Here is a 13,047-nt window from a genome sequence, read left to right as displayed (position 1 = left end):
TCTGGTACGATCCAAATCACGAGATTTGCCCGAGCTGCAAGTGAGGGGATCTTTCCAGAAGGCGGACCATCTGATAGAATGTAGCCAACGCTGCTGCAGTCCCGTTTGGTGGAGCAGCGGCTGGCGACTGTAAGGGGACAATTGAATACGTACGCTTCGCTGGCGCCCGCGATGGGCTGAAAAGGGAAGCCGGTGAGAATCCGGCGCGGTCCCGCCACTGTAAGCGGCGAGTCTCAGGTTGATGCCTTTGGGCATGAGCCACTGGCGTAATAGCTGGGAAGGTCAACCGGGGACGTTCGAGCCGCGAGCCAGGAGACCTGCCTGCGAAATTGCACTGTCTACTTCACGCGGATGAAGGAGGTGTTTTGTATTTGAGAGACACGCCCCCCGTCCGGTGGATGGGGGGCGTGATGCTATTCCCGGCCGGCGCCGGTGACGCGGCGCCTGGAACAGTACTTATGAGGAGGTCGGGCTGGAATGGTCTGGTTCAGGAGAATTGCGCGAGCGTTCGTGCTTCGTGTTCTGGTCGGCGCAGTGTTGCTGAGTGCGGTCGCGCCCCTTGCGGCGACTCCAAGCGCAGCCGCAGCCGCGAATATCCGCGTCAAAGTCAGGGTTGAGGGGATCTCGAATACCCATGCCAACAGCACGGTGGAGCTCCCGGACGAGCCTGGCGACCATGACGCTCTGGACGCCGTAGTCAAGGCGGTGTACGACGCTGGCAAGACGTGCGAGGTGCGTGACCTGGGCTGGGGAAAGTACCTGTCGGCGGTGGAAGGCGACGTTGAGGGGGCTTTCGGCGGATGGGACGGCTGGATGTACACCGTCATACGGAATGGGGCCGTCGACCCCGAGGCGGCGAGGAGAGGGGCCGCCGACTACGTGGTCGCCGAAGGCGACAATGTTGTGTTCTACTACGGCGTCGCCTGGCCCACGCCTGTGACCGGGCTCAGGCGAGAGGACTCGCAGGAGTCGGGTAGAGTCAAGGTGAGACTCGTCGACCTCAGTACAGGGGGTGTTGTGGAAGGGGCGACCGTTCGCCTCCGAACACAATCGGAAACCATCGACTCGGACACCACCGGCAGGGACGGTGTGGCCGTGCTGGACCTGGGGTCCTACACCGAGGGAGAGTGTACCGTAACCGCCGAGAAGACCGACCGCGGCAGTAATCCCTCGGGGGCCCCATTGATCGCGCGGCCGGAGCCGCTGAGGCTGTGGGTGGAGAACGGTGACGACTACCTGCTGGGACTCGATTCCCCTACCATTGGTACTACATCCTACAACAGCTCCACCCGTACGCTCACGGTTACTGGTTCAGTCTACGCCGGCGCCGAGGTTGTGGGCAGGGTCCTCGACTGGGGCACTGTCGTTGGAGAGGCCACCGCCCAGGGCGCCTCCGGCCAGTATACCCTCGCGATTCCATCCATCCCGGGTGGGAGTTACACGCTCAGCGTGTTCGCGAGGCTAGCGGATGGTACGAGAAGCGCTCCGGCAACCAGGAGCATATCTGTCCTGCCCAACGTCGCGTTGTCGGACACGTTGCTGGCCGAGAAGGTGGCTCTCGCCAGGTCGTACCTGATCGGCTTGCAGCAAGACGACGGCAACCTGGGGAGCTGGCCTGCGATAGAGCTGGCGGCTTCCGGTGAGAGCCTGGCCGGCATCGTCAAGGACGGCCACACACACCTTCAATACCTGACCGGCAGGCTTGCTGACCCCGGTTACATATCGAGTACCACCGACTACGCACGGACCATTCTCGAGGTGCTGGCGTGCGGTGCGGACCCCTCGAACATAGCGGGAAGAAACCTTGTCGCGGAACTCAAATCGCGCCAGACACCGGACGGCCATTTCGGCCTGGTTGGTGAGGCCACGTGGGTCAACTCCCACGTGTGGGCGGTGCTCGCGCTCAAGAAGGCCAACACAACCATATCCGATGCCGCGCTGGCCAAACAGTGGCTGATTTCGGCCAAGTCCGGCGCGGGCTGGAGCTTCGCGAGCGGTAGCACCTTCGCGCCCAGCCCCGATATGACGGCACAGGCTGTGCGAGCCCTGCTCGCTCTTGGTGAGCCGGCAAGCTCGCAGGTCATCACCGGCGCCGTTGAGTTCATGGCGACCAAGCAGGCGGACGACGGCGGCATCTTCGATGACAGCTGGAGCAGCCCAGCGGACTCCAACGTATACTCCACGGCCGAGGTCGTAAAGGCGCTCTGCGAAGCCGGCATCAATCCCCTTTCCGGGTCCTGGGTCCGCTCGAGCGGCAAGAATATGCTGTCTTACCTGGTCGTGTGTCAGAATTCAAGCGGCCGGCTGACGGGCCAGGTGAAGAGCGTCAAGGGAACCGCTGACTTCGTCGGAGCGGTCAGTGCGTTCTCAGGCGCGGGCTTCTCCGTGGCGGGATCGGGCGACCCGGGCGGCCCTGGTGGACCGGGAGGACCGGGTGGCAACCAGCCGTCGACCCTGCGCGTGAGCGTCGAGGTAAGGGGCCGGGCGATCAGGCCGCAGAGTACGGTGACCCTGGACTCCTCCGACGCCACACCACTCTCAGCCCTGCTCGCCACCGGGGCCAGCGTGAACGTCAGGTATGGGAATTACGTTGCCGGTATCGACGGCGTGACGGAGTCGGGCGCTTCGGGTTGGAAGTATGCCGTCAACGGCGTTGTTCCAGCGGTTGCGTGCGATGACTACACGCTTCGTGACGGCGATGGGGTTGTGTGGTTCTGGGCGAAGAACTACCTTGACACCGGCGGTTTCCGCGACTCGACCACTGGAGAGGCGCTCCCGCCGGTGCCGCCGAAGCCCGAGCTTTCAGCGGAACAGATCAAGCAGCGCGAGGAGGCAAGGAACGCGGCTCTTGGCGCGCTCCGCGGGACAGGACAGGGCGGAGCACCGTCCGCCGGACTGTACCTGGAGACGGCGACTGGCTGCCTCATCGCTCGGCCCGGCGAAGGGGCCGAGACGATGTCGTCCGCGGAAGCCGGCTACTGGAAGGCCGCCCTGGAACGGAACATCGTGGATGAGTCCCGTGACGTCGACCCATCGTCGGGGGCTATCATAGGCGACAGCACGGGTGAAGTCATTGTGAACGTGCCCGCCGGCGCCCTGGCCGCGGTGCAGAAGATCACAGTTGTCGAAGGAGGGGCTGCGGGCGGGGGGTTCACATTACCGCGGAGCCACACCCCGGTCAGCCCTGTCTACACGGTGGAGGGCGGCCCGGCGTCTCCGGCGCTGCCCATCGAGGTTACTATCAGGGTTGTCCCGCCCGATGGGACGAAGCCAGAAGACCTGGTAATGGCCCGGTACGACGCGACGACGCGTCGCTGGATACCGCTTCCCTCCGTGTACGACCCGCTCAACAGCCAGGTGACGACGAATTCGGCGGAACTCGGCGCGTTCGCGGTGTTCGCGCGGACCGCTCCGGTCGTGCACTTCGACGACGTGACGGCCGATCGCTACGGTTGGGCCAGGGAGTCGGTTGAAATGCTCGCGACCTCCGGGTGCGTCAACGGCGTCGGTCCGGGTTCGTTCGAGCCGGGGCGCGTGGTTACGAGGGCCGAGTTCGTCAAGATGCTGGTACTTTCGATGGGACTCGAGCCGCTGAGCGGTAAGGCGGCGCCGTTCGTCGACGTGTCAGGCAACGAATGGCACTCGGCCTACCTGTCCGCTGCGGCCGCCGAAGGCCTGGTCACGGGCGGGCCCGATGGGTTGTTCAGGCCGGATGACCCTGTCAGCCGCCAGGAGGTGGCCGTGCTCCTGGCCAGATGCCTGACGGCGGGTGATGGGGCGAGCGGCGGGGGAGGAGCCGCACCGGGTCCGGGCGCGCCTGTCGCGTTCCGCGATTCCGACCAGGTGGCCGGATGGGCGAGGGAAGCCGTTTCCACTGTGGCAGGCCTCGGGATAATAAGGGGTGTGCCGGACGGGTCATTCGTGCCTGGCGCTATCACCAGCAGGGCTGAGGCCGCCGTGATGCTGGCGAGGCTGCTTCTCGTGCCCGGGAGACGCTGAAATGAAGGACATCTCCACGCGGCGATCTGTTCTCCGCCGCTACATCATAATCACGGTGCTGTCCGTGATGGCGACAATGCCGGTGGCCTGCGGGACCCCCCGACGGCAGGCCCCGGCTGGGCCGCCATCCCCGGTGGCGGAGGCCAACAACCCGGCGTCCGCCGGCGCGAGCCAACAACCCCGCGCCCCGGCCGACGAAGCAGAGTGCGAATTGTGGGTAACGCGGGACTTCGGGAGTTTCGTAATCAAGCGCGTTACCGCGCCGTTCAGCGACGGGGAATCCGTGATGGAAGTGCTCAAGCGGCACTGCCGGGTTGAAACCGCCTACGGCGGGGGCTTCGTGAGATCGCTGGACGGGCTGGCCTCTACCCGGGGGCGCGCGGCAGGTGGGGGAGACTGGTTCTATTACGTTGATGGAGTACTCGCCGGCAGGGGAGCGCTGGAGACGTCGGCTCCCGCCGGTGGGGTTGTGTGGTGGGATTATCACGCGTGGTCGTACGGTGGCGGGCAGTTCCTGGCAGTGGTAGGCGCGTGGCCCAGGCCGTTCACCGGGAAAAGCACGATCCTGCACACCGCGGGGGGAGCCAAGGCCGCGCAGACGATAGCCTCGGCTCTCAAAGACGCGGGTGGTCCTTCGCCGGGACGGGCGACTGATCTCGCTACCACCGTCTCCGAGTATGACGGCGGTCCACTTGCGGAAAGGTCGACCCCCACCATGCTCGTCGGGGTCGCCGGTAAACTGCTCGAGTCCGAATGGGTCGCGGGGCTCTTCCGCAATGCGTGGCGTGCGGGGATGCCGGGGACTATCCGCGCGCCCGGCCACGACGGGGGGCTCGTGGGCCTGGACGCTGCGGGGAAGGAAGTCGCCAGGTGGGCTGAGGGGTCGGGATTGATCGTGGCGACGGCGTCGTACATGGGTGACGGAAACCCGCTGTGGATCGTAGCCGGCTGGGATGAGCAAGGCCTCAACAGGGCCGCGGAGGCGCTCGCGGGGGGCCTGCGCAGCGATTCGCCACTCAGGTATGCGTTCGCGGTTGCCGTGACCCCCACGAACGTCGAACGCCTTCCACTCGGGGCCGGACGGGGGAGGAACTGAGGGATGAAGCGCGCCGTTACATGGAATTACATACGGGTTCACACAGCCGCGGCCCTGTTTCTCGGCGTCGCGTACGCGGTGGCGGCGTTCACAGTGTCCGGCGCGCTGCCTTCAGGGTTGATCCTGTTTTCCGAAGCAGCCGTGGCATTTGTGTCAGGCGACGGCCCACGGTCGCTGGGCCGGTGGGCTCACAGCCTTCACACAGTCCTTCCGGTGGTGCTTACGGTATTCGTCATCAACGCGCTGCTGGGCCCCGGTTATTCGGAGATGGTGGTGTGGAGGCTTCCGTTCTTCACCCTGACGATTATGGCGGAGGCCGTGACCTACGGGGTCGCGATGGCCCTTCGCCTTCTCGCCGCAGTCGGTGCCTTCTCGCTGCTCTGGATGATGGCGGATGAGGACGAACTGCTTTTCCTCTTGTCCAGTCCCCTGTCGAAGTCGTCGCTGGCAGTAGCGTTGACGCTACGCCTCGCCCCCTACATCGCACGCAGGGTTACGGCGGTCCGCGATGCCCAGGCCGGCAGGGGGGCCATCCGGCCGGGCGACGGGGTGGTAAGGCGACTGAAGGCGGCCGCTCCTGTATTGAAGGCAGCTGTGTATGAGTCTCTGGAGCTCTCGGTCAATCTTGCGGAGGCGATGTTCGCGCGGGGATGGGGGGCGGGGCCGAGGTCAAGATACCCCTCGCCCCGGCCGGGGTTGAACGACCTTGCGGTGTGTGCGGCGTCGGTGGTGGCGCTTGCTCTATTCACTGTGGCCGGCAAGGGTGCGGGGCCGGCAACGGTTCTGGCCGCGGCGCTTCCTCCAGCGGCGTGCGCTGTGTCACGGGTGGTGGTCGGATGTTTGCGGTGAGAATCGAAAACTTCAGATATACGTACCCCGGAGGCGAACGCCCCGCGCTGGACGTGGATTCGTTCGCGGTCCACGAGGGTGAGTTCACGCTCATCGTCGGGGGCTCGGGGAGCGGGAAGTCAACCCTGCTCAGGGCCATCCGCGGCCTCGTGCCGGTGTTTCACGGTGGCAGCGTGTCGGGGCTGGTCGAGGTGTTCGGCCGGCCGGTAAGCGGGAGCGACCCGCTTTCCCTCGCTCAGGCCGTGGGCATGGTGTTCCAGGACCCCGAGTCTCAGCTATTCATGACGAGCGTCGAACGCGAGGTGGCGTTCGGTCTCCAGAACCTCGGCTGGCCCACGGATTCGATCGGGCGGTGCGTGGCCGAGGCGCTCAACTACCTCGGAATAACACACCTCAGGGGCGCGCGCGTCACCGAACTTTCGGGAGGCGAGAAGCAAAAGGTGGCTCTCGCGTCGGTCGTCGCGATGCAGCCACGGATTCTCCTCCTCGACGAGCCAACGTCGCAGCTCGATCCCGTGGCTGCCGATGACCTGGTAGGCCTGCTCAAACGCATTAACAAGGATTCAGGGACCACCGTCATTATGACTGAGCAGCGCCTGGACAGGTGCTTTTATGCGGTGGACACGGTGTGGCTGTGCGATGCCGGTGAGGTGATGGGCCTCGGCGAACCGCCGGAAGCGGCACGAAATCTGATCGAGCGGGGGGTCGATTCCCCGAGCATGGCGCGGCTGTTCGGTGAGCGCGAGGGCGTCGGCCCACTGCCCCTGACGGTGAGGGAAGGGCGTGACTTGTTGGCGAGGAACTGGACGCTGCCTGTGGCGGGATCCGCGGGTCAGGCAGCTGAGGCCGCGGCGGGTACGGATCGTGGGACACCTGTGACGTCGCGCCCGGCGGTGGTCATCGAACTCACGGGGTTGACCCACCTGTTCGACGGGGAGCGTGGGATCAGGCCAGCCCTGTCCGGCATCGACCTGACCGTCCGCGAGGGGGAATTCGTCGCGGTACTCGGTGAGAACGGTGCGGGCAAGTCCACCCTGCTCAGGGTGATGGCCGGCCTCACCAAGCCGTCGCAGGGCCGTGTCCGGGTGGCTGAGGGCGACGGCGGCCGCGGGTTTTCGGGCGTTGCCTGGCTGTCGCAAAACCCGAACGATCACCTGACGGCCGACACCGTCCGCGAGGAGGTCGCCGCCAGTATTGACGTGCCCGGCAGCCGGCCCGGCGGGCGGGTGGAGCGCGTGCTGGACACACTCGGACTCACGCGGTTACTTGACTGCAATCCAAGGGACCTGAGCTCGGGCGAGCGCGAGAGGGCCGCGATTGCAGCCACGATCGCGCGGTCCCCGCGACTCTTGCTTCTCGACGAGCCGACGCGGGGAATGGACCGCGGCGCGAGGCAGGCGCTGCTGTCTCTTCTGAGGGACGCGATTACCGGGGGCGCGTCGGCGGTAATGGTTACCCACGACGTGGACATGGCGGCGGAGTGCGCCTCGCGCGTGATCGTGATGTCCGGCGGGAGGATCGTGGCAGATGGCCCGCCGCGGATGGTCCTCGACGGCGCCCTGTTCTACTCGCCCCAGGTGAACAGGCTGTTCAGGCACTGGGTGGACGGCGTCATCTCGTACGGCGAGGCGCTGGCCCTGTTGGGGGAGGGATGGAGGTCTTGAATACGGCGGGTTTTCTTCAACCGGCGATGCTACCCGGCCTCATTACGGTGGGACTGCTCGTCGTGGGTTTCGTGATGTACGAGCGGTCGACGGCCTCGCCTGTGATGATCGCGGTGGTGGCGAGCCTGGCCGCGCTCGCGTCGGCGGGGCGCGTCGCCTTCGCCTCAATCCCGAACGTTCAGCCCACCACCTTCATAGTGACGACCGCCGGGATGGTTCTTGGCCCGGCAAACGGTTTCATGGTGGGCGCGCTTTCCGCTATCGCCTCAAACGTGTTCCTCGGCCAGGGTCCGTGGACCGTGTGGCAGGCGGCGGCATGGGGCGCCGTAGGCGCCAGCGCCGGGTTATTCGGGGTCCTGGGACCGCGTTCGGGCAGGTGGCACGTCGCGGTATTCACCGGTGTTTGGGGGTTCCTGTTTGGCCTGATCATGAACGTGTGGCACTGGCTTTCGTTTACTTTTCCACTCACACTCCGGACCTTGCTCGTAGTCGAGGCCGCGGGGCTGTGGTTTGACACCCTGCATTCCGCCGGCAATATCGCGTTCTCATTGATCTTCGGTGACCAGATGCTCAGGATCCTGCGGAGGTTCGCGCGCAGGCTGACCTACTTGACGGCAGTCGTGCTGGCCGTCGCGGTCGCGATTGCGGCGGTGGCTCAGCTGCCTGGGCCCCGCTACGTGGCGCGGGCGGAGGCCGTCTCGACGGCCGTAGACGGGGTCATCGAAAGGGGCATACGGTACCTCCGCTCGACCCAGAACGCGGACGGCGGGTTCCCCGGAGTGGCCGGGGGTCAATCAAGCGAGATGGTGACATCCTGGGTGATACTGGCAATCCGCGCCGTGGGACTCGACCCGGAGGCGCCGGAGTGGAGGAAGGGCGACCGATCTCCCGCGGGGCTTCTAGTTGCTTCCGATGAGTTCCTCAACAACTCCGGCGCCGCCTCGACCGACATTGCGAGGCGGATACTGGCCCTGCTGGCGGCGGGCTACGCCATGCGAGGGCCGTCCGGCTTGGTGTCTGATGCAGGGATGGGCGCGGATACCGGCGCCGGAGTTCTGGACCGGTTGGCGCGATCTTTGGCCGCCAGGCAGAGGGCCTCAGGGCAGTTTGCAGGCGACGGCGAGGAGGAACTCCTCAATGCGCACTTCTGGTCGGTTCTGGCGCTTGCCCCGTTCCCCGGGGGAATACGAGACCGCGCCGGGGCGCTCCGCTTCCTGCAGAAGAACCAGAACGCCGACGGCGGATTCGGTTTTGCGCTGGGATTGCCGAGCGACCCCGATGATACGGCGGCCGCCATCCAGGCGATGGTGGCGCTCGGCGAAACTGGCGAGTCGCTCGCAAGGGCCGTTGGCTACCTGCGGAGCGCCGTCGGTTCAGATGGGGGCGTGGTGTGGGAGGGCAACAAACCCAACGTCGCGTCGGGTTCGTGGGTGCTGCAGGGTTTCAGCGCCGCGCGATCGCGTCCAGGCGGGGTTCCGGCGGCGGAGCGGCGCGCTGTGGCGGAATGGATCTGCCATCTCCAGCGGGGCGACGGTTCATTCCCGTACATGGACGGGTCCGACTCCATGACGGTGTGGATGACGGCCCAGGCGGTCCTGGGCCTGTCGGGCCTGGCGTTCCCGGTGGCGGCAGGGTTCTCAGACATGCCGGCATCCCACTGGGCGGCGGCGCACGTGAACCGGCTTGCCAGGACCGGTGCGTTGACCGGGTATCCCGATGGGACCTTCAAGCCGCAGAAAGGCGTGACCCGCGCCGAGTTCGCCAGTATGGCGGCGAGGGTCGCACACGGTGACGGGCCGGCCGCGGGCACGGAGGGTGGCGGTCCGGCGGGGACCCCTCATGGGGCGGAGCCGGAATACAGGGATGTCCCGCGTTCCCACTGGGCGTTTGCGGCCGTGTCACTCGCGCACAGGCTCAACCTCGTGAAAGGGATATCGCCTGGGGTGTTCGCGCCCGGTGACGCGGTGACCGGCGCCCAGGTCGTTACCGTGGCATGCAGGCTCGCCGGTGTGGAACCGGCGCCGGCCGGGCCGGGCCGGCCCTGGTACGAGCCGTACGTGGCGGCTGGCGCTGAGATGGGCTTCCTGTACCTGGGGTTCAACGCTTCGACAGCCGCTACGCGCGCGGAGTGCGCATATTCGCTGGCTGCGGCGCTGGCGAGACAATAACCGGCAGGATATCCGGACAGAGGGAGGTGCGTTTGAGCCTGCTTCGCATCGCACTTGCTCAGATTGCTTCGCTTCTCGCTTCTACAGGCGCAAGAAGGGCCGGCTCTCAGCAGCCCTTGATAACAGGCGTATGCCGGCGGGACAACCGGCGTATCTCCTCGACCAGGCGGAGATTAGCCTCCCGTTTCAGCACGGCGACCCGCACGTAATACTCATTGAGTCCCTCAAACGCAGAACAGTCCCTCACGAGTATGCCCCTGCGACCCAGGTGGTCGGCGAGTTGAGTCGCGTTCAGTCCCAACCCCCGCACCTCAAACAGGATGTAGTTCGCGGAAGGAGGCCAGACAATCACCCCCGGAATGCCTGCCAGCTCGCCTGCGAACCACTCTCTTTCGGACGAGATGAACGTAAGCGTGGCCTCCGCATAGTCCTTGTCGCGCAGGGACTCGACAGCAGCCGCCTGTGCCAGCGAATTAACGCTCCAGGGGGGGATCTGGCGAGTAATCTTATCCACCAGTTCGGGGCAGCCCACGGCATACCCTATCCTCAACCCCGGAAGGGCGTAAAACTTGGTCAGCGACCCGATTACGATGAGACCCCGCAAGTAGCGTGTGAGCGGAACCATTGAGTACACTGCCCTGTCGCCCACGAACTCCATGAACGCCTCGTCGACGATCAGGTAGGCTCCGGCGGTTTCGGTCCTCCGGAGGAGATCGCCGAGCGTTTCCGCGTTCGTGAGGTTTGCCGTGGGGTTATTGGGATTACAGACGACGATGGCGTCTCCCATAGAGACTGTAGCCGATATCACCGCGGGGTCGAGACCGAAGCCGTTCTCCGGTGACAGCAGAACCCTGACGACGGGTATTCCCAGGGCTTCTGCCGCGTGCGCGTACTCCGAGAAAGTGGGTGCCACTATTATGGTCCGAGCAGGTGAGAGCGCGCGCATCGTCGCGAAGATGACCTCGGCGCCTCCGTTCCCCACCAGCACGTGCGACCGGTGGACGGCGAGATGCCTGGAGAGCTCCTCGACGAGTTCCGAACACTCGGGGTCGGGATAGCGGGCAATTGAAGGGATTTCCCCAGCGATCCTCTCGATCGCCCGGGCCGAAGGGCCGATTGGATTTATACTCGCGCTGAAGTCAATGAAGTCCTCAGGCCTGAGCCCGTACCGGCGCCCCGCAGCGAGTGTGTTCCCGCCGTGAGAGGTGATCCTCACCCGTTTTCACCACCTTTACGCCCCCGCCGATCAGCCTCGCACTTGTAATGGCCGCCCACGGGAGCTTGCGTCGCACATACGTTTCCACCTCGGGCAGATCAACGGTACGTGAGTCGAACAGCATCCCCATAACGGTGCCACTGTGGGCGACGTTAATTCCGGCGCCGCCGGTGTCCTTCGCAGCGGTCAGGACGAGGTCAAGCCCGGGCTTCGGCAGTATGGCCTGGTGCGCCTTCGCACTTAGAGTGGAGCCTTCACCAAGAGCCCGTGGATCTCTGTTCCTCACACCCTGTTCTACCAGGCAAAGCGCCTCAGCCACTTCCCGTTCCTTTTTCCTGTTCAGTTCCGGAAGATGGGGATTCCTGTTGAACTCGAGTGTGTCTACTTCCCCACCGGGATCCACTATGAGCAGGTCCACGCCCGGTGGCTTTCCGAGGTGACGCGTTACCCGCCCCTGCCTGTGGTCGAAAAGCGCGATTCCCCTGAACATGGTCCCATCCGTGGGCTCGATGCTCAAGGCGATGGCCGCAATGTCGTGAGGAGAGGCCCTCTTGCCGAAGGCGGCGAAAGTGGCGGCGACCGCCGCGGCTATATCGGCCGTACTGCTGCCCATACCCTTACCGTGAGGAATCGGGCTGGACACGTTGATGCTCAGACTCACTGTTTCGTCAGTGATCCCCAGGCGGGCCAACGAGAGCCACACCGCCCGGCGGGCCTTGGGCAACCCGGGCGTACCGTGGTCTTGCTGGCCCGGTTGACCGCTGAGGGTTGCTAGCCGTGCATTGGTCCCGGGCGGTAGACTCACCGTCACCTGGACTCGCGAGTAAACATCAATGGGGCAGCTGACAAGCAAGTCCACGCCTGCGATGCTACCCTGGACAAGTTCGCCACAGCTCCCCGGGGCCACCGCAGTGGCCGAGGCAACTCCGCCGGAAAGTTCGGCCTCAAAGCCATCCGTACAGGCCAGCCCCAATCACCTCCCCGGCTACCGCGAGTATAGCGGCCGCATGTGAGGCGACACTCAGAAGCGTGGTGGCCTCACGGATGTGTCCTTTCAGCGCAGGCGAGCCATCCCATCCGATGTAGGGCCGAAATGATGGCTTCCCCCCGTAGTAGTTCAGCCCACCCAGCCGGACCCCGATGGCGCCGGACATCGCGGCTTCGGGCTGCCCGCTGTTGGGACTGGGGTGATTTCTGCCATCCCGGAGCAATGTTCTCCACGCGCGCCTCCAGTCTCGCCGGGTAAGCATGGCTGCCATCACGATCAGGATGGCGCCGATCCTGGCGGGCACGAAGTTTGCCAGGTCGTCAAGTCGCGCCGAGGCTCGACCGAAATAGAGGTACCGCGTGTTCTTGTAACCAACCATGGAATCAAGCGTGTTCACTGCGCGGTAGGCTACCGCTGCCGGCGCCCCGCCCAGGGCTGCATAGAAGAGAGGTGAAACCACCGCGTCAACCGTGTTCTCGGCGACGGTTTCCACGACAGCCCTGGCGATCTCCGCCTCATCCAGGCCGGCGGTGTCTCTCCCTACTATCATAGCAGTCCTGGCGCGTGCGAGTGGAAGGTTTCCCGCGTCAAGGCACTCGTGCACTCCGTGTGCGGATTCCTTCAGGCTTCGGAAGGCTATCGTGGTGAATATCAGGCAGGCGGAAACCAGCCGACCGAACCACGGATGGATGGCCGACGCGACTCCGGTGATCCCCACCGCTCCGGCGTATGAGAGTCCGACGACGAATAGCGTCAAGAGCGTACCGCCCAGCAGATCCCAGACCGGGACAGGTTTCCTCGGACGGAGGACGGCCTCGAGCCGCGCCGTCAGGCGGCCGATCAGGCGCACCGGATGGGGCAGCCAGGGCGGATCTCCCAGGGCCAGGTCCATTAGACAAGCGATCAACACGGGCATGACGCTTCCTCCAGGCGCACTGCCGGCGCCTTCACGGGCCGGATCGGATGACCCCAAAGACGAGGCCCAGCCTCGAAGGCTGGGCCGGCTGTTCACTGAACCGGCGTACCGTCCTCTCCTCCGAAGGGTGCAGTACGGCCGCACACCGCGG

The 13,047-nt window shown here is 65.4% G+C and carries 8 protein-coding genes and 1 riboswitch; of the genes, 5 read left to right on the top strand and 3 right to left on the bottom strand.

The window, feature by feature from the left end:
- Positions 1 to 143: 143 nt before the first annotated feature.
- Positions 144 to 340, top strand: a riboswitch (cobalamin riboswitch).
- Positions 341 to 477: 137 nt separating this feature from the next.
- Genes HPY55_03325 through HPY55_03305 form a run of 5 tightly spaced genes read left to right on the top strand, consistent with a single transcriptional unit; the run spans position 478 to position 9,776 of the window.
- The gene (locus HPY55_03325) at positions 478 to 3,999 is read left to right on the top strand and encodes a DUF4430 domain-containing protein (GenBank protein NPV69665.1); all 3,522 of its coding nucleotides are present in this window, start codon (positions 478 to 480) and stop codon (positions 3,997 to 3,999) included.
- 1 nt (position 4,000) lies between these two features.
- Positions 4,001 to 5,095, top strand: coding sequence for a DUF4430 domain-containing protein (locus HPY55_03320; protein ID NPV69664.1), 1,095 nt, complete (start codon positions 4,001 to 4,003; stop codon positions 5,093 to 5,095).
- A gap of 3 nt (positions 5,096 to 5,098) precedes the next feature.
- Positions 5,099 to 5,944 carry a hypothetical protein gene (locus HPY55_03315; protein ID NPV69663.1) on the top strand — a complete coding sequence of 282 codons (846 nt, stop codon included), beginning with the start codon at positions 5,099 to 5,101 and terminating at the stop codon, positions 5,942 to 5,944.
- Positions 5,932 to 7,608, top strand: a complete 1,677-nt coding sequence (locus tag HPY55_03310; protein NPV69662.1) for an ATP-binding cassette domain-containing protein — start codon at positions 5,932 to 5,934, stop codon at positions 7,606 to 7,608. Before HPY55_03315 ends, HPY55_03310 begins: the two co-directional genes overlap by 13 nt.
- On the top strand, positions 7,605 to 9,776 hold the full coding sequence (locus HPY55_03305) for a hypothetical protein (protein NPV69661.1): 2,172 nt from the start codon (positions 7,605 to 7,607) through the stop codon (positions 9,774 to 9,776). Before HPY55_03310 ends, HPY55_03305 begins: the two co-directional genes overlap by 4 nt.
- 106 nt (positions 9,777 to 9,882) lie before the next feature.
- Here the strand turns inward: HPY55_03305 and HPY55_03300 are convergent, their stop codons facing one another.
- From HPY55_03300 to cobD, 3 genes are all read right to left on the bottom strand, one after another.
- Positions 9,883 to 10,992, bottom strand: a complete 1,110-nt coding sequence (locus HPY55_03300; protein NPV69660.1) for a threonine-phosphate decarboxylase — start codon at positions 10,990 to 10,992, stop codon at positions 9,883 to 9,885.
- Complete coding sequence (locus HPY55_03295; protein ID NPV69659.1) at positions 10,928 to 11,845, bottom strand: GHMP kinase; 918 nt, start codon at positions 11,843 to 11,845, stop codon at positions 10,928 to 10,930. The genes HPY55_03300 and HPY55_03295 overlap by 65 nt, the downstream gene beginning before the upstream one ends.
- Before the next feature lie 91 nt (positions 11,846 to 11,936).
- Complete coding sequence (gene cobD, locus HPY55_03290; GenBank protein NPV69658.1) at positions 11,937 to 12,896, bottom strand: cobalamin biosynthesis protein CobD; 960 nt, start codon at positions 12,894 to 12,896, stop codon at positions 11,937 to 11,939.
- Positions 12,897 to 13,047: the final 151 nt, after the last annotated feature.

This window comes from Bacillota bacterium (assembly GCA_013178305.1).
GTDB lineage: Bacteria > Bacillota > Sulfobacillia > JABLXB01 > JABLXB01 > JABLXB01.
The sequence above is the reverse complement of the archived record's forward strand: the minus strand, read 5'-3'. Positions and strand labels throughout refer to the sequence as shown.

Coding starts and splice junctions, on each gene's coding strand:
- cobD (NPV69658.1), bottom strand. CDS start 12,896: ATGCCCGTGTTGATCGCTTGTCTAATGGACCTGGCCCTGGGAGATCCG.
- HPY55_03320 (NPV69664.1), top strand. CDS start 4,001: ATGAAGGACATCTCCACGCGGCGATCTGTTCTCCGCCGCTACATCATA.
- HPY55_03315 (NPV69663.1), top strand. CDS start 5,099: ATGAAGCGCGCCGTTACATGGAATTACATACGGGTTCACACAGCCGCG.
- HPY55_03325 (NPV69665.1), top strand. CDS start 478: ATGGTCTGGTTCAGGAGAATTGCGCGAGCGTTCGTGCTTCGTGTTCTG.
- HPY55_03310 (NPV69662.1), top strand. CDS start 5,932: ATGTTTGCGGTGAGAATCGAAAACTTCAGATATACGTACCCCGGAGGC.